Consider the following 21,849-nt stretch of genomic DNA (forward strand, 5'->3'; position numbering starts at 1 on the left):
AGGCTCACTGCAAGTGTTCCGGCGCATCCGTGCCGGTATCTGGATGCTGCTGCAGGTTCGGGTCGAAGGTGGCGATCCGCGCGGCCCAATCGGCAACGCCGTGCTCGATCAGCTTCGTCGCGTAGTCGTAGACGTAGCGGCTTCGGCGGTACGGATCAGGAACGTCGATCCGGTAGCGCTCGGTCAGGCGATACACACGGCCGCGCGTCATCGGGAAAGTCCGCTCGATCAGCTCGCGATGCGCGACCTCCATCACCAGAATCAGGTCGGCCCACCGGCAGGTCCGGTCATCGACGCGTCGGGCCCGATGCGCCGACAGGTCGAAGCCACGCGCGATCAACAGCGCGTTCATCACAGGATCGGCCGGCGTCCCGCCGATCGCCGCGACGCCGGCCGACTCCACCGTGCGACCGGGCAGCGCGCGCGACAACAGCGCCTGCGCGGCCGGGCTGCGGCATACGTTGCCGGTACACACCACCAGGATCCGTTTCATCATTTCGTGACGATCGCGGCCGTCAGGCCCGCGTTGATGGCCGGAAGCAGTTGCGCGAGCACGCGGCCGAAGCGCGCCAGCTTCGTGCTGTCGACGTACACGACGTCGCGCGGCTGCAGCTCGAACTCGTTGGCGAGCACCATCGACACCGGCGACCTGCCATCCAGATGAAACACCTGCGCCTGCCGGTCCGCGCCGGCGCGAATCACGTAGGTTTGCTTCGGATCGGCCGTGCCCTGGTTCACGCTGCCCGCCTGCGACAGCGCGTCGGCCAGCGTGAGCCGGCCGTTGCGCTGCGGCAGCGCCGTCGTCGGCTTGTTGACTTCGCCCATCACGTACACGCCGAACTGGTCGCGCGCGCCGACCTGCAGCAGGTCACCGTTGCGCAGCACGATGCGCGACGGATCGACGCGCTCGCGAATCAGCCCCGACAGGTCGACCGGATAGGCGACGCCGTCGCGCACGAGCGTCATTCGGCTCTGATCGGCGTCGGCTGTGAAGCCGCCCGCGCGCGCGACCGCTTCGAACAGCGTCATCGGCGTGTCGTTGAGCGGTTGCGCGCCAGGCGCATGAACTTCGCCGTCGATGTAGACGCGATTCGCGCGATACGACGCAACGCGCACCGTCAACTGCGGCGCGACGAACCACTTCGACAGCCGCGCGCGAAGCGCGGACTGAATCTCGCTCGTGTTCATGCCGGCGACATGCAGTTCGCCCACGTACGGAAAAGCCAGGTTGCCGGCCTGATCGACCACGAAGCCCGCCGGCGGATCGGCAGGGCGCACCTGTTGCGTGCCCGGGTTGCCCTGCGCCGCGGCCAGTTCGGGGTGATCCCACACGGTAATCTGCAGCACGTCGCCCGCGTCGATCGCGTATGGCGCCGGCGCGGCAAAGAGCACCGCGCGCATGCGTTCATCCTGTGCGCGCGCCTCGCGCCGCTGGGCCGCGATCAACTCGCCGTCGATCGGCCCGATCGGTACCGACGCCGCCGCTTCACGCAGAGCGGGTGCGTTTTGCGGCTGGCCGAGCGATGCCGCAACGATGCGATGCATCGACACCGTCAAGCCGCCTTCGTATGTCTGCGTCGCGATACCATCATCGTGAGGCGCATCATGCGCGAGGTTCATATGCATGCCCGGTTCGACCGCACAAGCACACAGCAGCACGACGGGCAAGACCATCATCGCCGATCGCAATCGTTGCGCCCGTGAGCCGGGCCGTTTTCCTGTTTCCATTTCCGTTGTCCAGACACCGTACGTCGACGCGTCATTCAATAGGCATTGCGATGCGTGAATCCATACAGAACGGTCGCCGCCACGATCCGCATATCCATCGCAAACGACCAGTTATTCAGGTAATAGAGATCGTGTTCGATCCGCCTCTGCATCTTCTCGATGCGATCCGTCTCGCCGCGATGACCGTTGACCTGGGCCCAGCCGGTGATGCCCGGCTTGATCCGGTAGCGCTGGATATAGCCGTCGACCAGGTGCCGGTAGAAGCGGTCGTGCTCCACCGCATGCGGGCGTGGTCCGACCACCGACATGTCGCCCTTCAGCACGTTGAAGAACTGCGGCAGTTCGTCGAGGCTCGTGCGCCGCAGCAGCGCGCCGACACGCGTGACGCGCGGGTCGCCTTGCGTCGCCTGCCGGACTTCGCCAGGCTCGCGCGGCTCGCACATGCGCATCGTCCGGAACTTGTAGATCGTGAAGACGCGCCCGTAAGCGCCCCTGCGTTGCTGCCGGAACAGCACCGGCCCCGGCGACGACAACTTGACCGCCAGCGCAACGACGGCCATCAGCGGCGCGATTCCGATCAACGCCAGGCCCGCGAACACGCGATCGAACATCGCCTTGCCCGCCAGCGCCCGCGCGGACAGCGGCGACGAGACGAGATCGAGCGCGCGGCCACGAATCGCGCCGTCCGGATGAAGCGGCGTCATGCCGGTGAGATCCGGCATGAAGCGGATGTCGACCAGATCCTCGGCGAACGCGCGGACGATCTCGCCGACACGATCGGCCTCCGACAACGGCAACACGATCCAGACTTCCCCGACCTGTGCGCGACGCACGTGCTCGACGAATTTGGCCAGGTCACGATGCACGGCCTGTTCTTCCGGCCCGATCGGCGACGGACCGGACATGTCGAAGATTGCGGCTATCCGGAACGGCCGCCACGTTTCACACGCATCGCGGCCAACGAGCGACCGGCAACGTTCGAGATGCCCGACGAGCGCAACCGGTTTGCGCCGCGCATGCCGCGCCGCCGCGCCAACGCCGAGCCGCCACCGCACGGCCTGCGACACGACGAGCGCGACCGCCGACAACGCGAACCAGCCGGCTACCCAGTCGAGTTCGATCGGAAATTGCCGGTCGTGCGCCGTGACGGAAACCGCGCCGACACACAACGCGACGGCCAGACAGGCCGGCGCGAGCCACACGCGACGCCACGACAGGCGGCGCTTGGGATCGCCGTACAAGCCGACCAACGGAAACAGGAGCAGCGCGCACGCGATCGAAACGGCCATCAGCACGGCATCCGATTCAGCAGACGGCGAGCCGCCCAGCCAGCTTCTCGCCGCCCATGCGGTGGCGACAAGCAGCGCGGCATCCAGCAACCTGAACCGCGACGCTTTTCCGCGAACGGCGGGGGTGTATCTAGTTTGGTTTAACGAAGGCATAACCCTGGGCGATCACCGTCGCGGTCGATCGGCAATGGAACTGCGGCGCATCGTCACGCAATGCATGCCACGCCGGCACGGATCGACTCCCGAACCGATGATCGATTTCATCTATTGTTTAGCAATGCGAATCTGATTCGATTGACACAGGCCTTCAATCAAATGTTACGAACCGTTGATTTTCGAACCTGGTGGACGTGGCCTGACAACTTCAACGAGACCGACGCTCTCCGCTTACCACGAGCTCATCGCTTATCGAGACGATGTAAGACTTGGATACTGCCACCACGATCTGGCGTTTTAAATCGTTCAAGTCCGAAACAAATTGATATAAATACCTTTCTTGTCCTATTTGCCAATGAGGTCCCTGCCTACATGGCAGATTGATTGATGTCAATTGATCAAGCACGCGGTGCGATGCGCATCGGGTCACTTCGCGAGACAGTGTGGAAGCACCACCATCCCGCGGACCCGATGGCCGACGATTGCGACGTGTGTCGCCGTTGCGATAAGTGCGGCGTCAATGCGCCGCTACGCGTGGGTGGTCGGTTTTCGCTGCGCGTCCTGACGAGCAACGCGCGCCAGCGTCACTTCCGCGCTTCGTCTCGGGTGCCGGCCGACCCGGTGTCGACGTGCATCGACGTCGTCAATTCCGACATGACGTCCCGGCTCCGCGACGAATTCGAGGATCTCGACAGTGACAAAAGGGCGCGCGTGTGCCGCGCGCTCGTCACGATGCCGCTCGTGCGCATCCATCGCGGCAACGTCAGCGTCAACGCTCGGCTCGCGTGTTAGAACAAGAAAGTCTGCTTTGAGCGTGATCGAAATTTCGCAGCGAGATCGCGTCCGGGGCGCAATCCGACGCGTAAACGGAACGCCGCCGGCAAGCCGGCGGCAAAAGATGCGTCCACGGATGACGTGGCGCACCTGAGGCACTCGATTCGGCGAGCGTGGGTCATTCAGCCATGAACGACCCGCGCGACGCTGCTGCGCCGGAGGCGCCCGCTCAATTCTGCGTGAGCGGATTCAGCGTCGTGCACAGGAATCCCGTGCAGTTGGCCGGCTTGAAGTAGAACGACGCCATCACCGGCGTCGACGTGCCGAGCGCGAGATCGCCCAGGTACGCGGAGCCCTGCGCGCCGAAATTGTTCGACTGCTGGACGAAGCTGTCGCCGGTCGACTGGATCGCGGCCGACTGGTACGTGAAGGTCGGCGACTGGGTCTGGTCCTTCACGTAGACCCACGAGATCGTGCTGCCGAACAGCATCCCGCCCTTCGCGCGATAACCCTTCGCGCCTTCGCTGTTGGCCTGCGCGATAAAGTCGCTGACATTCGTCGTCGGCACCAGCGCATCGTACGTATAGGTCGCGTTCGACGCGTTGTTCTTCATGTACACGTTCGCCTGCACCGATCCGACCATCATCGGGCCCAGGAACCAGTAGCCCGACTGGCCCTGGCCGTTCGCCTGCGTGAGGAACGCGTTCGTGTCGGCCGGCAACGCCGTCGTCGCGTACGTATAGGTCGCCGACGAGCCGCCGTCCTTGCGATAGAGATAGCCGTACGTGAGCGGCCCTTCGTAGCGGTAGCCGCTCGTGCCTTGCGCGTTGGCCTGGTTGACGAAGCCCGTCATGTCGGACGGCGCCGCCTGCAACTGGTACGTGTACGTCTGCGCCGCGCCGTCGTTCACGAAGATCGAACGCGACCCGCCGTTCGACGCGCTGTAGAAGTAGTCGCCCAGATAACGATAGCCCTTCGCGCCTTCGCTGTTGAGCAGCGTCAGGAAGCTCGCCTGATCCGCCGCAGTCGGCTGCGCGTCGTAGCGCAGCGTCAGCGTGCTGCCGCCCGAGCCACCGCTGCCACCGCTGCCGCCGCTTCCCGTCCCGCCGGAACCCGTGCCGCCGGTGCCGCCGCTTCCGCCGTTGTTGCTCGTGCCCGATCCGCCGGATGCCGCGGGCGAGGAATTGTCGTCGCCGCCGCAAGCAGTCAGCGCCAGACAGGTCAATGCGATCAATGCAACGGCTTTCATCGGAATCACCTTTCAAACGAACAGGACGAACGCAACCGGCACGCGCGAATCGTTCCGCACGCACGGACCATCACGAATCAAGCATCAGGAATCGGCCGGCGGCGCACCGCCGGCCCGGGAACGTCAGTTGACCTGGAGCTGGCCACCGCGGCCGAGGCCGCCCTTGACGTCCTGCGCCTTGTAGCTGCGCAGCGCAACGACCATCTTGTTGTACGCGTCGATGAACGCGACGACCGTCGCCTTGCCTTCCGGCGTCGTCGAGAAGCCCGCGAGCGCGCCGCCCACGCCACCGCCGAAGCCGCCCAGCGCCGCGCCGTAGTTGGTCGCCGTCGAGCTGCCTTCCGACGCCGCGATCTGCACGGCCGAGCGCACGTCGAACAGCGTCAGCGTGACGACCGATGCCTTCGTCTGCAGGTGGCCCGCCACCGCCGCGATCGCGCTGTTGCCGATCAGCCCGCCGATCATGCTGCCGATGCCGCCGATCGGCGAATCGTTGATGACGATCTGCGGTTCCATGTAATAGTCGGCCGCGACACGCTGGCCCTTCTGCTGCTTCGAGCCCGCGCGGTATTCGCCCGAGTTGCGCTGCAGCTGCGTGATGCGCGACAGGCGCGCGTCGCTCTTCTGGTTGCCGATCGACGTGATCACGAAGCAGTTCGACTGCTGGACGGCCAGGCGCAGCAGCGGGTCGATCGTCGTCATCTTGGTCGCGCTGCCGAACGGGCCCCACCAGTCGGCGTTGCGGCCATCATCGACGGCGATCGTGCCGAGCGGCGACGCGCAGCGCTGCAGCCCCGAATCGGCGCCGGCGCTCGCGCCGCCCGCGGCGGCACCGGTCACGCCCGCGTTCTGGCCGCCGGGCGTCACCACGCCGCCGCAGCCCGTCACGGACGCGCAAAGCGCCGCCACCAGCGCACCTTGAGTGAGACGTTGGGAAAGGATGGTCTTCATGTCGTTATTGATCGATTAGAGTCGTTGTCCGGCTTATGTGTTCGTGCGAACTTCGATAAGCCCCCCCGGCTGGCGCGCGATGGTGGTCTCCCCGCTGCTGCCCCCGTTGCTTCAGGCCCGGTCAGTAGTACCAGTACGTCTGCTGCCAGACGCCGTAGTACGGATAGCCCGAGTACCAGTAGTCGTAATAGCGGTCACGCCATTCCGTGCGCCATTTCCAGTCTTCTTCGTCTTCCTTCTTGGCCTTGCGCGCCAGGTCGAGCAGTTTCTTCGACTCCTTGTCGCCACGGCCGGCCGCGATCGACAGCCACTTCTCCGCTTCACGCGCGTCGGAGCCCATTTCCTCGAGGCCGAACAGGTAGAAACTGCCGAGCGCCTTCTGCGCCTGCAGGTCGCCGCGCTCGGCGGCCTCGCGCATCCACTTGAGTGCCTGGTAGCTGTCCTGGCGCACGCCGTCGCCGCGGAAATAACGCAGGCCGAGGTCGTAGGCGGCCTTCGGCTGGGTCTTCGCGGTCTGCTTCAGCGCAGCGATGCGCGGGCTTTCCTGGTCTTCCGAATCGTCCCTTTTTTGATAGGAGACCTTATCTTTAGGACGGTCGGAACAACCCGTGTCGTCGCAGATCCGCACCGTGTTGCTGGTGATCGACGGATCCTGCGCGCACGCGGCCAGTAGCAACAGCAGCCCCGGTGCGAGTAAACGGCGGTACATTGTTACTTCCCTCAGGTTCTATTGGCGCCGCAATTCTTCGAGCTATCCCACCCCCGGGAGCTCGTACCCGGTGGCGCGCGGCGCAACGGATACAATCCGCCAACGCCGACACGCACTCCAAGGCTCTCTCAGGTTCTCTCTTCGAATCGTTCAGTCACTGCTTCATTGTTCCCGCGTTTCGCTGCACCGCCTGTGGCCGGCATCGATCTCCAAACATGACGCGAAAAACAATAGTGACGTGGTGAGCAATAATAATGGAGAAAAATGGCATGTCAAGGTCATTCGCTTTTTCGAAGCTTGCATGACGCGTCAGTTTTGATATGCTCACCCTCGCCAAAACCCCCTGGAGACCCCGTCGAGATGTCCAACAGCGAGCAGGCCAACGTCGATCTGATCACCGCCAACAAGGTGCGCGACCTACTGAACCGGAACGGCATTCCGCCGCGAAGTCACAACACGACGATCGCGAACGTGCTCGGCCTGAGCTTCTCGGTCGTCACGCGCAAGATGAAAGGCCTGATCCCGTGGAACCTGTCGCAGTTGCAGGACATCGCGACGCACTTCGGCGTGCCGCCCGCGATCCTGCTCGACGACAAGGGCACGCAGCCGGCCGCCGCCGAGATGATCGACGCGACGCTCGTGATCGAGTCGCGGCGCTTCCGCTGCCGCGCCGCGATCTCGACCAAGGCCAGCAGCCAGATCGAGACGGATTTCGTCGCGCTGCAGTGGCAGGGCGAATGGCTCATCACCGAGCGTCAGCACGCGCGCGAAGGCCGCACGTACCCGGTCGACGTCATCGAGCTGCGCTCGGCCCAGCCGAACGTGTATGCGGCGCGGATCGCCGTGGTCGACGATTCGCAGGATGTCGCTGAAACGGTATGTGAATATTTCATCGAAAAAGGCGTGAACGCGATTCCGTACTTCGACGGCGCGGCGTTCCGCAAGGCGCTGGAGGTCGAGGATTTCGACGGCTACATCCTCGACTGGATGCTCGGCGACCAGACGGCCGCCGAGCTCGTGCGCGGCATCCGCTCGAGCGAGAACAGCGGCGCGCCGATCTTCCTGCTGACCGGAAAGATCTCGACCGGCGAAGCCAGCGAAGACGAAATCGCGCACATCGTGTCGCACTACAACGCGCGCTGCGAGGAAAAACCGGTGCGCCTGCCGATCCTGTTCGCCGAAGTGGCGCGCGAACTGAAGATCCCGCTGCCGGCTCCCGCCGCCGCGAACTGAGGCAACAACGACAAATCACCACCGCACGACCGAGGGCAAGACATGCGAATTTCGACCATCTGGATCAAGAGCCTGCTGACGGCCTGCCTGCTCGGCATGGCGGCCGCGACCTGGGCCGCTTCGTCGTTTACGTTCACCGTCGACGGCAAGATCGACAAGCACAACCAGCAAGGCGGGACGGCCTACGTGTTTTCCGAGCAGGCGCTGATGGCGCTGCCGCAGCACACGATCGTCACGTCGACGAGCTGGACGCCGAAGGCGACCTTCACCGGCCCGCGCCTGTCCGACGTGCTGAAGACCGTCGGCGCGCACGGCACGCAGATCGAGTTCCACTGCATCGACGAGTACACGTTCACGATCCCCGTGTCCGACGCCGATCGTTACGGCGTGATCCTCGCGCGGACGATGAACGGCAAGGTGCTCGGCAACGACAACTATGGCCCGCTGTGGATCATGTACCCGCGCGACCAGTATCCCGATGAACTGAAGACGCCGCTCGGCGAAGCCAAGTTCGCGTGGCAGATCATCGGCCTGACGGTGAAATGAAACGCCGGCGATGGAAAAATAGAAAAATCATCCTGGTCCTCGGCTCGCTGTGGATCATGGGGTTCGCCGCGTGGGCGTTCCTGCTGTGGGATCTCCTCGCCACGTCGGTCAACGAGGGTGTGCTCGAAGGGCCGCGCGAAGGCGTGTTCTGGACTGCCGCGCAATACCGGAACGTCTATACGCGATTCGACCGGCAGCTGATCCTCTACGCAACGCATCAGGACGACGACTTCGATCACGTGCAGATGCAGCTCGACAGCCTGTCGGTGTCGTTCGGGTTCCTGCAGCGGCCCTCCGAAGTATCCGAATACTGGCTGCGCATCCCGCGCGCGCGCAACGAGATCGACGCGCTCGGCGAATTCATGACGCGCCTGAAGCACGACGTGCCGTTGCTGCGCGGTGCGCCGACGAACGCGCGGCAGCTGATCGACGAGGTCAATGCGTACTGGCCGAAGGTCAACGGCCTCGCGAACTACTTCCGCGCGATCGAGATGGCGCAGCGCGACTTCACGTTCCATCAGTTGAAGGAAAAGCAGCGCGCGATCCTGATCCTCGGCACCGTGCTCGGCGTGATCCTGTGCGCGCTGTTCCTGCTGCTGTTCTATACGATGCGCACGCGTGACGACCTGCTCGAACGACAGGACGCGGCGCTCGACGCCGAACGCAAGGCGTCCGATCGCGCGTTCGAAATGATCGAGGCGAAGAACGCATTCCTCGGGATGGTCAGCCATGAGTTGCGCACGCCGCTGCAGGCGATCTGCGGGTCGATCGAGATCCTGCTCGCGCGCCCGCAATCCGACGCGAACCTGAAGACGATCCGGCGGTTGCAAAATTCCGCGCTGTCGCTCGAAGCGCTCGTCAAGGACCTGACCGACTACATCAAGCTGCGCTCGACCAAGCGCCTCGCCGAACTGGAAACGGTCGGCATGGCGTCGCTGCTCGTCGAAGTCATCGAGCCGCTGCGCGAGAAGATCGCGGCCAAGCGTATCGCGGTCGCGCAGCAGGTCGAGCCGCACGCGCTCTCGATCCGCTCGGATCGCAAGCTGTTGCGACAGGTGCTCTCGAACCTGATCGAGAATTCCGTCAAATACACGCTCGGCGGATCGATCGACATATCGATCGCACTCGCCGACGCACCGGCCGGCAAGCAACTGACGATCGCCGTGCGCGACACGGGCACCGGCATCGCGAAGCAGCATCTGCCGAAGATCTTCGAGCCGTTCTATCGTGCGAACGACGCGGTCGGGCTGCATGTGGACGGGATCGGCATGGGGCTTGCCGTCGTGCGCGAAATCGTCACGACGCTGCGCGGCCATGTGGACGTGCGCAGCGTGGTCGGCGAAGGCAGCGAATTCGTCGTGACGCTGCCCGTCGAAGTGCCCGACTTCATCGAGGCCGCCGGCGAAGCGCCCGCGTGGCCGGCCGCCGCCGCGCATCGCGACCGGCGCGCGCTGGTCGTCGACGACAACGACAACGCGCGCGAAACGCTCGGCGCGATGCTGTCGGCGCTCGGCATCGACGCCGATCTGTGCGGCACCGGCGAGGAAGGCGTCGCGCGCTTCGGCGCGGGCCGCTACGACATCGTGGTTCTGGATCTCGAACTGCCGGACCTGAGCGGCTTCGAGGTCGCGCGCCGCATTCGCGCGGTCGCGCGGCCGGACGACGACGGCCGCCATCCGGTGATCCTCGGCGTCAGCGCGTATGAATCGGCCGCGCTGCGCGAGAACCATCGCGTGTTCGACGAATTCCTGCCGAAGCCGGTACACCTGCGCGAACTCGGCGCCCTCGTCGAGAAGCTGCTCGCCTGAAGCGGTGCGCCGCGTGCAAACGCGCACGGCATCGCTCGCCGGCGCTGCGGCTGCATCGCGCGTTCCCGCTCGCGCTCGCGCTTATTCGCCGATCAGATGCAGCACGATATCGCGCCGGTGCGCCGCGCGCCGATGTTCGAACAGATAAATTCCCTGCCAGGTGCCGAGCACCATGCGGCCATGCTCGACCGGAATCGACAGTTGCACCTGCGTGAGCGCCGTGCGCAAATGGGCCGGCATGTCGTCGGGGCCTTCGGTGTCGTGCTCGTAGCGGCTTTCGTCTTCCGGCGCGAGCGTCACGAAGTAGCGCTCCAGATCGCGCCGCACCGACGGATCCGCGTTCTCCTGGATCAGCAGCGAAGCCGACGTATGGCGGCAAAACACCGTGAGCAGGCCCGTGCGGATCGACTGCTGGTCGACGAACGCGCGCACCTGCGGCGTGAACTCGACGAGGCCGCTGCCGCGCGCGTCGACGGCGATATGCGTGATGGCTTGTTGCATGGCCATGGCGTCAGGCCAGCGCCGCGAAACCGTCGGCTTCGATCTGCCGGGCATCGGTGGGGCGCACGACGCGCGCGACCTCGACGCCGTCGCGCAGGAACACCAGCGTCGGCCACAGCTTGACGCGGAACGAGCGGCCGAGCGGGCGGCCCGGCCCGTCCTCGATCTTCAGGTGGCGCACGGCGGGATGGGCGGCGAACGATTCGACGATCGCGGGCTGCGCGGCCGCGCAGATGCCGCACCAGTTGGCGCCGAATTCGATGACGGTCGCGCCGGCCAGTGCGTCGACTTCCTCGCGCGTGGGCGCGTTGGCGATATAGCGTTGCGGCGTGTCCATCGGGGTCCTCATGTGCAATTCCGGAATGTGGCCGTGCGGCGCGCGAGGCGCGGCGGCATGCGGCCTGCGATTTCTTACTGTAGCGGAAAAGCCTGCGTGGCGCCGATGCGCTCGTGGCCGCTCATGGCCGCTCGCGCGCCGCATGCTCGCGCCGTTACCGCGCATCGCAGGCACTGGAGGCCGAGGAATTTTCGTGCGTCGCCGCATCGCGACCGTCTCCGGATGAGACGACAAGAATCGGAGCGCCGAGCGGCCGCGACAGGATCAGCATGTGAACCGATCCATCAACGAAGCGAAGGCTCCGACCATGAACGCTCCGCATCGCGTCACCGAACCGAACATCCTCTATTTCGGCACGCCCGTCGTGCTGGTCAGCACGCTGAACAAAGATGGCACGGCCAACCTCGCGCCGATCTCGTCCGCGTTCTGGCTCGGCTGGCGCGGCGTGATCGGCATCGCCGCCAGCTCGCAGACCACCCGCAACCTGATGCGCACCGGCGAATGCGTGCTGAACCTGCCGTCCTCCGCGCAAGCGCACGCGGTCGACCGGATCGCACGGACGACGGGCACGCATCCGGTGCCCGAATCGAAGCGCGCGAGAGGCTACGTGTACGAGCCGGACAAGTTCGGCACGGCCGGGCTGACGGAAACGCCATCGCAAACCGTGCGGCCGCCGCGTGCGCTCGAGTGCCCGATTCACCTGGAAGCGGTCGTCGCGGCCACGCACGGCCTCTCCGAGGAAACACCGGACCTGCGCGGGAAGATCACGGTGTTCGAGGTACGCATCCAGCGCGTGCACGTGCATCCCGACCTGCTGATGGATGGTCATCAAGACCACATCGATCCGGACAAATGGTCGCCGCTGATCATGAGTTTCCAGAAATTTTATGGCCTGGGGCCTCGGCAGGTGCATGCGTCGCGGCTCGCCGAGATTCCGGAGCGCGCGTATCGCAGCCCCGACATCGAGCGTTCGCGCGATGTCGGCGTGCCGGCCGACGCCGGGCGGTGATGAAGCGCGATGTGGCGGCCCGCGCCGGCCGTTGCACCGAAACCGATCGGATAAAATACGGCCGGCCATGCTCATTGGCCGATGACCGAACCGACGGAGTGTTTTCAGTGATTCAAGCTACCCCAGTATTCAAGGACAACCTCGCGCAATTGCCGGCCATCGACGGCATCGCGCGCATCGATCTCGTCGGCGCGAACGGCGACGTGGTCGCCAGCATCGAGAACCAGCCCGGCAAGCAGGGTTCGCTCGCGGTCTACCATTACCTGAAGCAGGCCTTCGGTGCGCTCGACGCGAAGGCTGCCGAGCATGGGCTCGCGGTGTTCGCGGAGCACACCGCCGACGCACGCAACCGCCCCGGCGCGCACCCGAACGTCGATCGCCTGCTCGCGATCGCGGCCGGCGGCGACGCGCTGCGCATCGACGTCGTCGCGAAGGGCTGAGCGACAGGCGGGGCGACGATACCGCCTCGATGCGCGGCACGCCCACTCATCTCGTCGATGGGTGCCGACGAGTTACGGAAGTTTGACATTCATCTGTGCGCCCGATGTCTCAGCGCACCCTCACTCGCGGCAACCTTGATCGTCATCGCGTTCAGATGGCTGGTGATCGACCCGAGGACGCCGTCGGGGTGTATGCCGTCGAAATTGCGACTGGACGCATTGGAATCGTGTCCGTGCCGATGACGAGCGACAATATGGCGTTGACGGTCGCCGCTCCGTGCCACCAGCATCGTCGCGAAACCGCGCTTGAAATTTGCGTTTCCTGCTCTATGTTAGGTACCGCTCAAGCAGTCGCGGCTCACGCGCTGCGTGTTTCGATTTGTTTGCCAGCGAGATCTCTCGCAGGTCGGCGAACTGGAGCGCGTGGCCCGGTTCGTCCCTCGTGCGAGGTTCAACCGGGAGCGAATCATGAACGATCCTTTCTTCACCTTCGATCGGCTAGCGAAGACCCGCCGCCGACAGCGGCACATTGCCCACGTCATCACGGATTTTCGGGCTGGCCGGCGGGCAGCGCGCAACGGTTACGGTCGCTACGCGCCAATCGGCGTTCGGGTACGCGTTGCCCGCAATCCATTCGTGTTGCGCCGCGCGGACCGGCCCGCCCCGACCAGCCGACCGAAGCCGCCCCGTCGTCGGGTAGTGGCGTCCGGACGCATGTTCCATCCTGTTGCGTTTTTCCGCGTCACGCCCGCTGGCGGCGGCTCCATGCGCGACGGGAGGCGGCCATGCTGAGCACGCACGAATTCGCGACGCTGATACTGGTGTGCGAGGCGCCGGATGACCCGGCGTTCGAATCCGTGGTGCGGTCGGCGACCTGCGCGCGCCGGATACGACGGTACCCCAACATCGATCTCACCACCGCCAACAAGGTGCGCGATTGCCTGAACCGGAACGGCATTCCGCCGCGAAGTCACAACACGACGATCGAGAACGTCACTCGGTCCGAGCTTCTCGGTCGTCACGCGCAAGGCACCCTCGCTTGGCTTCGACGACAACCCGATTCGTCATGGCGTCGTGCACCTGCATGCCGACCGGACTCAGTTGTACTCAAGCACATAAGTCAGCGTGGCATCCGCCTTGCCCGCCTTGACCTCTCCGCCGCTGACGACGTAGCGCGCCTTGCCTGAAAAGTGGTAGAACTCGGTGTTGGTGCCGCTGCTCGTCCAGCTCATTGGCATCGCTTTCGCCTTGGAGAAAGGCAGGGCCACCCCGTTGGAGTTGGTAAGCGCCACGCCGACGCCTTGCGCCCTGCCGGCTTCGCCCTGTCCGTCCGTGAGCAGCAAGCCGTCGCGCGGCGAGTTGCCCTTGAAGTAGATGGTCACCGGTGGCTTGGTGGTCGAGTTCATGCCATCGCAACGGATATCCAGCGAAAAATCCTTCTGAAGCGTGGCGCCCTGCTTGAGTTCACTGATGGAGGGCCGCCCCAGATTCACGGTGGGTGCAGACGACTGGTTGTAGCAACTGCTGAAGTAGATCTTGTTCACCAGCGTGGTCTTCATCTGTGTACCCGTAATAGGGATAGTGGTCCTCGGATTGGTGCCGATGTAAAAGGAGGTACTCAAATCAAACGGCGTAATGCTGCCACCTCCAACATCCATCGCAGTACGAATGAACTCCACGCGCATGATGTCGAAGGGATATATTAGAACTCCCGAGCCTGTGGTTGTCCCTTCGTAGGGTGGCTCCGTGAGTAAACCCCAATTAACGGTTGCCTTGAAGCTAAAACGCATGCCAATGCCGGGGAGCCCGGATTCGTAGATTTTCTTGCTCTGGTCCTGTAGCGGCAACGAAACCGTCATGTTGCTCAAACCAAGAATATCGCCTTTAGCGCACAAGAAGCTAGGCGGATTGGCTAATGGTGCCTGAACTTCATAGTAGGCCATCACTTGGCCAATGGCAGCGGGCGCCAGCGTCAGGCTCGCAGGCAACTGCGGAAACGTTACCGGGGTGATCTTCCCTCCGGACTGCGTACATACGGCCTGGGCCTCTCCGACCCCCACGCCGACTAGCAGCATGAGCGACAACACGGCCGTTCGGAGAAAACGGGTATTGCGAGTCGACATAGCAGAAATGTATTCGAGACGTGTTTGATAAAGCATCTGAGTTCCTTGTATTTCAGGATCGGGACAGGAATAGCCGTTGGAACGCGGATCATTGCGCGCCAGCCACCGTGCGCGCAGACAGGCACATTGCGGCTTGACGTTCGTATGCCAGTTCCTTGTTCATCGTCGGCAATTGATAGGACACCTTGCAGCTATTGTTGCCCCACTGCACGTCGATGCTGCCCTGGTCCTCGATGCCGAACACGAGCAGGCGCGACTGGTTGTCCACCATGCCGAGCAGCTTGCCCTTCGAGTCGTACGCCTGCGCGCCGAACGGCACCTTGCCGCCTGCGTCCCGGCTCAGCTCGAACTGCACGCGCCGGCCCGACTCCGCGTCGAAGCGGGTCTTCACGATCGCCCCGCGCGTCGGCACCACCATCTTCGCGTTGTCGGCGATCTCCGTATGCGTGCCGATACTCGCCGAATCGACGTTCAGCCAGTTTTGACGGTACGGCTGCAGATACGGCAGGATCGCGTAGCCGCGCCGGTCGGTGCGCACCGTCGGCGCTCCCCCGAACGTGACGTCGCGCACCTTCGGCACCTCAACCACCGCGAACGTCTCGCCGAGCGGCTGGCCGAGCGTGACCCCGCCGCCATGCACGACGACGGAGCCCGATGCGCCCGCGTCGAAATGCCGGCCCGAGCGATCCTGCGTGAAGTTGCCGGTCAGCTTCGCGTTCGGCGTATCCCAGCCCGCGCTCACGCCGCCCGAACCGCCGCCGCCGCGGCTATAGCCCGCCTGCACGCCGTAGTTGACAGTGTTGCTGTCGTTCAGGTACCCCGACACGCCGGTCTGTACGTTGAAGTCGCCGCGCGCCGACGACACCGCATTCGCGTACAGTCGATGCGTGCTCGACGCCTTGCCCAGCGGAATGCTGACCGACACGTTGAACTGCGTGTCAGGCCGCGCGAACGGCCCCGACTCCTGGATGTGCGACGCCGACAAGCTGTAGCTGACGTTCTTGTAGCTGTTGCTGTAGCCGACCTGCAGGCGCCGGCTGCGCCCTTCGCCGTTCCAGTAGGTCGTGTCGCCTACGCCGGCGAACATCGAGCCGCTCCCGAGCGGCTGGTTGACGTTCACGTCCAGACGGCTTTTCTGACGCGCGACGCGCGGCCCGTACGAATGGTCCGTGTCTTCCACATGCTGGCTCAACGTCCGGTAGCCATCCGTCGAATAGCGATAGCCGACCATCGTGAACGTGGTGTTGGTCGAATACAGCGTCTTCGAATACAGGAACCGCACACTCTGACCTTGCCGCGTACCCGTCGACGTGCGCGACCGGCTCGCCGTGACGTCCAGCGACAGGCCGCCGATGCGCGTGTTCATGCCGATGCCGAGGGCGGCCGCCACGTAGTTTTCCGCAGCGATAATGCCGCCGTAGCCGGTAAAGTTGTCAGTGGCACCGTACACCAGCGTGCCCTGCGTGAATTTCGGGCTCGACTGGCCCTGGGCGCGAAACTGCCCGGCGGAGAACGCATACCGCAGGCTGCCACGACGAACCATGACCGGCAGGTACGAGTACGGCTGGCTGAACCGGCGCACGCGTCCGTCGGCCTCGGTGATCCTGATCTCGAGATCGCCGTTCGAGCCACTCGGATAGATGTCGGTGATCTCGAACGCGCCGGGCGGCACCGGCGTCGAATAGATCACGTAGCCGTTCTGCCGCACTTCCACCACCGCATTGCTCTCGGCGATCCCGCGCACGACCGGCGCGAAGCCGACCTCGCTGTCGGGCAGCATGCCGAGATCGGTGCCGATCTGTGCGCCAACGAAGCGCACGCTGTCGAAGATGTCGCCGGACGGTATACAGCTCGCCAGCCGCTACCTTGCTGCGCAAGCGCCGGATGTCGCGCTCCACGTAGCTGCGGTTGCTGGAGAAACGGCTGCCCGCACCTGTAGTGCCGGTGAGCGACGATTCGTTGCGAAAACGCCAGCCGCCGGCATTGAAGCCGTTGCGCAAACCGACGAAGTAATATTCGTTGCTGCGGCCGTGACCATCATTGCGGCTGTAGCTGATTTGATAGTCGCTGTACAAAGCGGGGATGCCGTCGTCCCACAGCGACTGGTCCACGTAGCCGCGCGAGGTTCGCGATACATACAGTTGCGGAAAGCTGATGTTCAGCGACAGCGTATTCGACTCGAATTCCACTGAAGCGCCGTCCGCCACGGCGGGCAGGTCCACGATCGTCGTGTCATCCGCGCCTGCGGCAATGCGCCCGTCCTTCTCCAGCCGGGCGACATTCACGCCCGCGGTGCGCAACATCCCGAGGGTCACCGTCGGCTTGACGGTACCGTCGGCATCGGCACGAAACGCCACGTCCTGACGCTTGACCAGCGTGTGATTCAGGTAGATGTCGACGTCATAGCTGCCGGGCAGCACCGAACTGCCCTTCTCGAAATAGCTCAGCTCGACCGGCCCTTCGCCCTTGCGCAGAAAGGTTTCGTTGAACTCCACCGCGTGGCCGTGCGTCGGCAACATCAGGCCAAGCAACGCAAGACACGGCATGCCGATCTGCGCGGCCGTCCAGACGTCTCGTTCCTTCGTGAAGTTCTCCATACCTTTTCTCTAAGTTGATTCACCTCCCGAGCGGCATCGCAAGCGCGAACACTCCCTTCCCCGTGGCACCGGCCCGGAGATAACGAAGATGAAGAGGAATACGATCTATCGACCTGGTCGCGTCAACGACCGGTGGTGACGTCGTGCGGTTCGACGGCGCCGTAGTCGTTGATCGATTCGAAGTGGACCTTGGCACCCGCTGCGACGGCGCCAGCCGGTAGATCCTTGACGGCAAAATGGCGGGTGGCGGACGGCGGTACCATCTCGGCGGCCGCGGCATAGTCCCGGCCACCGCTTTGCACCTTGGCTGACGCCAGCGAGACGAAGTAGGCCGACGGATTGGTGACTTCGAGCTGCGTGCTGCCATCGCGCTGAACGAGCCGCCAGCGAAGTTGCGCGGGTGCTTCCTCGACTTTGCCCGGCAAGCCGGCGGGCCGGTAGAAGAACTTGATGCGCTGACGCACGGCAATCTGCAGCGTATTGTCGGTCTTGGCTTTCTGCGGGATCTCCTGCACGTTGAGCCAGAACACCGACTCGCGATCGGCCGGCAGGCCCTGACCGTAGTAAAGGACACGCAGCGTCTGCTGCTTCTCGGCACCGAGACGGCCGAGCGCCGGCGTGATCGCAAACGGCACGTCCGACTTTCCGTCGCTCGCATCCATCCACGACTGAATCATCACGTCGTCCGGCGCACGGTTGCGGACCAGAATCGACGCCTCCTTGCTCGGCGCGGCCAGCACGACGCGGGTTCCGTCGAGCGTGACGCCGGCGAACGAAGCGCCAGTAGACAACAACAGCGAACTGACCAGGGCCAGCCCGGCAAAGTGGAATCGTTTCATATCGAATGGAAAATCGTTGATCGGGCGAGGGATGTGCCCCCCGCCCGAAGGTGGATTACTCGTAGGTCAGCGTGAACGGCAGCGTGCCGTTTGCTTGACCGGCCACGACCTCGGCACCGGCCTTCACGTAGGCGGCGCGCAGCGCCAGGTCGGCCTTATAGACCGGCGCCTCCGGGGTGCCGGTATTGACCAGATCCGCATCGAACGTCTCGTTGGCGTTCAGGTTCAGCAGCGTGCCTGCGGTGTTATAGATGCCAATACCCACGCCCTTGGCCGTACCGGTCGTCTTCAACAGCCGGTTGTCGCTACCGTCCACACCCGAACCACTGGCAGGGTCGAAGCGAACCTTGACCGTCGTCAGACCCTTGGCGGTCGCGCCGCAGTCGAGACTGAGGTTGATCGCAGTACCAGCGGCAATCCCACCGGCGGCGCTACCGGACAGCGCGTCCACACTGACCTTGCCCAGCTTGACGTCGATCGACTGCTTGCCCTTTTCACCGGTCACCGAAGTCCCGTTACCACCCGCAATGCCGCACGATGCAGCAACGATCTCGCCCGTGAAGTTGATCGTGCCGTCCGCAGCGTGGGCTGCGTTCATCGCCGTGAATGCGAAACCAGCGGCAGCCATCATCATCGTGATTTTTTTCATTTCCAACCTATCCTTTATTCAATAAATAAACTCTGGCCATCCGCCAAAGTCAAATCTTCACACAACTCGTTTGCATCACTAATCTTCGTTGAATTTATCAGCCATTAACCTCCCGACTATTTTGATAAAAATATTCGATCGCCACTCCGATCGAGACTCTAAAAATCGTGAATACGCAGACACGTTGCCGCGGCACCTCACGATGCCGACGAGCTGATCAAGACAGATCGCATATTGGGTCGTGTGCGACACGACACTTCACACCGGGATTTTCGTCACACTCAGTGCGGAGACTCAGGAATCAGTTCGTCTCGTTTGACAGATTGACGATCGGACGAATCGACAGGCCACCATGCATATGGTGCAACACCGAGCAGATCCTAATTACAAGATTAACTAATTCATGAATATTGAAATCTCACGCCTGCATCATGTGTTTTTATAGGACTTAACCGGTGTGACAATAATACCAACCGAGCACCCACCCAAAAATAGGACAAGTTCTATACCATCGATGCATACGTCTGATACAAGTACTAATTTCTGGATCCTTCGGATTCAAGTCGCCAATCGTTAAATTCATTTAACAAAATGCGCGACCTTCCGATTGCATCTCGCGTCGCGTGGCTCGCATAGCCGCGTGTCGTGAAGACCACGGGCACGCTCTTGTGCCGGATCTTGCCTTCGCGATTTCAGTTACCTCTTTGCCTGCAACGCGGATATCGGGGACGGCATCGACCCGGCGATGCACCCTGTCACTGCCGGTGTATCAAGGCCTTCGATCTTTCATGGGCGCTCCTTGAGCCATCCGGCCTGGCCGTCGACTTCAGCGCCCGAACGAACCGGAGACTGATCCCGTGAGCGATGTATTGCGTCAATGATCCATTGATGTTTTGGTTTGAATCGCATTGACGAGTACCGCGCTCCGGACGAAAACGGTGATATGTAGATACCTGCCGGGCGTCAAATTGCGCCCCGACGCACGCCGGATGACAGCGGATGGTCTGATGAAACACTGCAGGAACGCGACAACGTCGACTGCAACACGGGCACGCGTCGACACAGCCGGCCCGACGGCCGCTCCCGGAACCGTACCGCACGAATGTTCGAATAGCTCGCCCCCACAATGAAGATCCTGGGTCGGCGGCCACCATACCGGCCCGCAGCGGCGCGGCGCCCGTTCCCGAATCAGACCGGCTCGCCCGATCCACTCGGTCCGACCCCGGACAGCCGTTCGAGCGCACATTCGATCTGCCGCTCGAGCGGCGGCCACGCGGCCTTCATTGCTTCGATGCCGCCTTCTGTCAGGACCTTTTCGGCATGCGCGCACGCATCCCTCGCCTCCGTGGCACCCGCTAGTGCGAAGCCGCCGCACATCGAGTGCAGTTCGATCTTGACCAGATCGGCATCGTCATTCGACAGCGCGGTATCGATCGCTGTCAGCGAATGCAACGATGCAGCGCACAACGTTCGCATGATCTCGTCCGTCATGACGGGAGGCGCGACTTGATCGAGACGCCCCCGACTCATGGATCCGGGACGCCCCGAATGCCGCCGCAACGCAGCGTCGAGTGTCTCGATCGACAGCGGCTTGAGCACGACTTCCACCGCGCCGGCCTGTTCGCAGCGCCGGCGATCCTCGTCGGTCGCGTGTGCCGTCATCGCGATCACGGGCACCCGCGCGCCCTGCTCGCGCAGGAAGTTCGCGAGCGCAAAGCCGTCGAGTTCCGGCATGCCGAGATCGGTCAGCACGACGTCGTACGGTCGCTCGAAGAAGGCGCGCATCGCCTCGATGCCGTTGGAGACGATCGTCGCGTCGTAGCCCAACGCGTCGAGCTGGTCGCGCAGCAACGCCCGGCTTGCCGGATGATCCTCGGCGACGAGCACTTTCAGCGGTTCTTCATCGTCGGACTCCGCACCTGCTTCGGCGTCCATCTCCGTGTCGTATCCGCGCGCGGCATCCACGAACGTCCCGGGTTCCGGCGCATCGTCTCGCCAGCCGGACGGCGCTTCGGGCAGCGGCAGCGCAGCCACGAAAACCGTGCCTTCGCACAGCCGGCTGTCGGCAATCAACGCCCCAACCGTCAGCGTCACGATGCGCCGGCACAGCGGCAGCCCGAGCCCCATGCCACCGAAGCGCCGGTCGATCAACGCATCGGTCTGGGCATAGCCGCCAAACAGCGTCGGCAGGCTGTCTTCAGGAATGCCGATACCCGTATCGCTTACCGCGATTTCGACGCAACGGCCGGCCGGGCCAACCTTTGCAAGCCGCACGTCGAGCGTCACGCCGCCGCACCCCTCAAACTTGATCGCATTGCCAACGATTGTCAAAACAAGTTGCACAGCCAGATCGGATCAACCCCGTAACCGTCGGTGAGATCCGGTGCAATACCGCATGTCAGCGCGAAGTTTTTCGCATCCGCGAGCGGGCGAAAAATCGCAGCGATGTCGTTTACGACACACCGCAGGTCGAACGGGATGCGTCCCAACACCATCCGGTTCGACTCTGACTTCAGCGCCCGCACGGCGGCACGTCGATCCCGCGGCACCTGGTGCACACGAAATGCGCATCGAGATAGACGGTGCCGTATCTCGCGCGCTCGACCGCACGCGCCGGCATCACGCATGTACGCGCACTGCCTGCGGACGTGCCTCGACGGAAGCACGCTTCCGCCATCTGCGCTGGTCTCGAGTCTTCGATTCATGATGTCTTCGTTGATGGTCGTATCTGCCTCGAGCAGGTTAAGACAGATGTCAGGCAAGGCCGGGAAGTTTCGTTTGGCATAGCTCATACGAGCAGGCCATCGGTCTTTGCCGAATGGCATACCCGTCACCCGGCACATTCCGCTCTCGACACATCAGCCAACTCATACGTATTCCGAATCAATTTCCCGTGATCAAAAAATGCCAG

The 21,849-nt window shown here is 63.7% G+C and carries 18 protein-coding genes and 3 pseudogenes; 7 read left to right on the plus strand and 14 right to left on the minus strand.

Annotated features, from left to right (window positions below; all coding sequences use genetic code 11):
- Positions 1-4 precede the first annotated feature (4 nt).
- Genes ACPTTC_RS32035 through ACPTTC_RS32045 form a run of 3 tightly spaced genes read right to left on the minus strand, consistent with a single transcriptional unit; the run spans position 5 to position 3,170 of the window.
- Positions 5-496: a low molecular weight protein-tyrosine-phosphatase gene (locus ACPTTC_RS32035; protein WP_175957053.1), complete on the minus strand. Its 492-nt coding sequence runs from the start codon at positions 494-496 to the stop codon at positions 5-7.
- Positions 493-1,728 (minus strand): polysaccharide biosynthesis/export family protein, encoded by a 1,236-nt coding sequence (locus ACPTTC_RS32040; RefSeq protein WP_423395393.1) that lies wholly within the window; start codon positions 1,726-1,728, stop codon positions 493-495. Before ACPTTC_RS32040 ends, ACPTTC_RS32035 begins: the two co-directional genes overlap by 4 nt.
- 35 nt (positions 1,729-1,763) lie before the next feature.
- Positions 1,764-3,170, minus strand: coding sequence for an undecaprenyl-phosphate glucose phosphotransferase (locus ACPTTC_RS32045; protein WP_423395394.1), 1,407 nt, complete (start codon positions 3,168-3,170; stop codon positions 1,764-1,766).
- A 657-nt stretch (positions 3,171-3,827) separates the two neighbouring features.
- Between ACPTTC_RS32045 and ACPTTC_RS32050 the strand changes: the two genes are divergently transcribed.
- Complete coding sequence (locus tag ACPTTC_RS32050; RefSeq protein WP_423395395.1) at positions 3,828-3,965, plus strand: hypothetical protein; 138 nt, start codon at positions 3,828-3,830, stop codon at positions 3,963-3,965.
- Positions 3,966-4,176: 211 nt separating this feature from the next.
- Here the strand turns inward: ACPTTC_RS32050 and ACPTTC_RS32055 are convergent, their stop codons facing one another.
- The 3 genes from ACPTTC_RS32055 to ACPTTC_RS32065 form a co-directional block, all read right to left on the minus strand.
- Complete coding sequence (locus tag ACPTTC_RS32055; protein WP_423395396.1) at positions 4,177-5,196, minus strand: hypothetical protein; 1,020 nt, start codon at positions 5,194-5,196, stop codon at positions 4,177-4,179.
- Positions 5,197-5,319: 123 nt separating this feature from the next.
- Positions 5,320-6,147 carry a hypothetical protein gene (locus tag ACPTTC_RS32060; RefSeq protein WP_423395397.1) on the minus strand — a complete coding sequence of 276 codons (828 nt, stop codon included), beginning with the start codon at positions 6,145-6,147 and terminating at the stop codon, positions 5,320-5,322.
- A gap of 121 nt (positions 6,148-6,268) precedes the next feature.
- Entirely contained in the window at positions 6,269-6,856 is a 588-nt protein-coding gene (locus ACPTTC_RS32065; RefSeq protein WP_423395398.1) for a sel1 repeat family protein, read from the minus strand.
- A gap of 360 nt (positions 6,857-7,216) precedes the next feature.
- On the opposite strand from ACPTTC_RS32065, the gene ACPTTC_RS32070 reads away from it, so the two are divergent.
- The 3 genes from ACPTTC_RS32070 to atsR are packed head-to-tail and all read left to right on the plus strand — an operon-like array spanning position 7,217 to position 10,443.
- Positions 7,217-8,089, plus strand: coding sequence for a response regulator (locus ACPTTC_RS32070; RefSeq protein ID WP_226198911.1), 873 nt, complete (start codon positions 7,217-7,219; stop codon positions 8,087-8,089).
- A 42-nt stretch (positions 8,090-8,131) separates the two neighbouring features.
- Positions 8,132-8,635, plus strand: coding sequence for a molybdopterin-dependent oxidoreductase (locus ACPTTC_RS32075; RefSeq protein WP_423395399.1), 504 nt, complete (start codon positions 8,132-8,134; stop codon positions 8,633-8,635).
- Positions 8,632-10,443, plus strand: coding sequence for a hybrid sensor histidine kinase/response regulator AtsR (gene atsR, locus ACPTTC_RS32080; protein WP_423395400.1), 1,812 nt, complete (start codon positions 8,632-8,634; stop codon positions 10,441-10,443). Before ACPTTC_RS32075 ends, atsR begins: the two co-directional genes overlap by 4 nt.
- An 81-nt stretch (positions 10,444-10,524) precedes the next feature.
- Here atsR and ACPTTC_RS32085 read toward each other — a convergent pair whose 3' ends face one another.
- Positions 10,525-10,944 (minus strand): secondary thiamine-phosphate synthase enzyme YjbQ, encoded by a 420-nt coding sequence (locus ACPTTC_RS32085; protein WP_423395401.1) that lies wholly within the window; start codon positions 10,942-10,944, stop codon positions 10,525-10,527.
- Positions 10,945-10,954: 10 nt separating this feature from the next.
- Positions 10,955-11,281, minus strand: coding sequence for a thioredoxin family protein (locus ACPTTC_RS32090; protein ID WP_423395750.1), 327 nt, complete (start codon positions 11,279-11,281; stop codon positions 10,955-10,957).
- Between the two features lie 307 nt (positions 11,282-11,588).
- Between ACPTTC_RS32090 and ACPTTC_RS32095 the strand changes: the two genes are divergently transcribed.
- The 3 genes and pseudogenes from ACPTTC_RS32095 to ACPTTC_RS32105 form a co-directional block, all read left to right on the plus strand.
- Positions 11,589-12,290 (plus strand): flavin reductase family protein, encoded by a 702-nt coding sequence (locus ACPTTC_RS32095; protein WP_423395402.1) that lies wholly within the window; start codon positions 11,589-11,591, stop codon positions 12,288-12,290.
- A gap of 107 nt (positions 12,291-12,397) precedes the next feature.
- Positions 12,398-12,730, plus strand: a complete 333-nt coding sequence (locus tag ACPTTC_RS32100; protein WP_006749392.1) for a DUF2322 family protein — start codon at positions 12,398-12,400, stop codon at positions 12,728-12,730.
- 887 nt (positions 12,731-13,617) lie between these two features.
- Positions 13,618-13,771, plus strand: a pseudogene (locus ACPTTC_RS32105) (helix-turn-helix domain-containing protein); the annotation flags it as partial.
- A 56-nt stretch (positions 13,772-13,827) separates the two neighbouring features.
- Here the strand turns inward: ACPTTC_RS32105 and ACPTTC_RS32110 are convergent.
- The 6 genes and pseudogenes from ACPTTC_RS32110 to ACPTTC_RS32135 all read right to left on the minus strand — a co-directional run.
- Positions 13,828-14,889, minus strand: a complete 1,062-nt coding sequence (locus tag ACPTTC_RS32110) for a fimbrial protein (RefSeq protein WP_423395403.1) — start codon at positions 14,887-14,889, stop codon at positions 13,828-13,830.
- 52 nt (positions 14,890-14,941) lie between these two features.
- Entirely contained in the window at positions 14,942-16,633 is a 1,692-nt protein-coding gene (locus ACPTTC_RS32115) for a fimbria/pilus outer membrane usher protein (RefSeq protein ID WP_423395404.1), read from the minus strand.
- 121 nt (positions 16,634-16,754) lie between these two features.
- Positions 16,755-17,450: pseudogene (locus ACPTTC_RS32120) on the minus strand (FimD/PapC N-terminal domain-containing protein); the annotation flags it as partial.
- Positions 17,451-17,572: 122 nt separating this feature from the next.
- A complete protein-coding gene (locus ACPTTC_RS32125) occupies positions 17,573-18,289 on the minus strand; it encodes a fimbrial biogenesis chaperone (RefSeq protein ID WP_174920273.1) in 717 nt (238 codons plus the stop codon).
- A 55-nt stretch (positions 18,290-18,344) separates the two neighbouring features.
- The gene (locus tag ACPTTC_RS32130) at positions 18,345-18,938 is read right to left on the minus strand and encodes a fimbrial protein (protein WP_174920271.1); all 594 of its coding nucleotides are present in this window, start codon (positions 18,936-18,938) and stop codon (positions 18,345-18,347) included.
- A 1,188-nt stretch (positions 18,939-20,126) separates the two neighbouring features.
- A pseudogene (locus tag ACPTTC_RS32135) lies at positions 20,127-21,451 on the minus strand (response regulator); the annotation flags it as partial.
- Between the last annotated feature and the right edge of the window lie 398 nt (positions 21,452-21,849).

The sequence above is a fragment of the Burkholderia mycopellens genome, assembly GCF_964265025.1.
GTDB lineage: Bacteria > Pseudomonadota > Gammaproteobacteria > Burkholderiales > Burkholderiaceae > Burkholderia.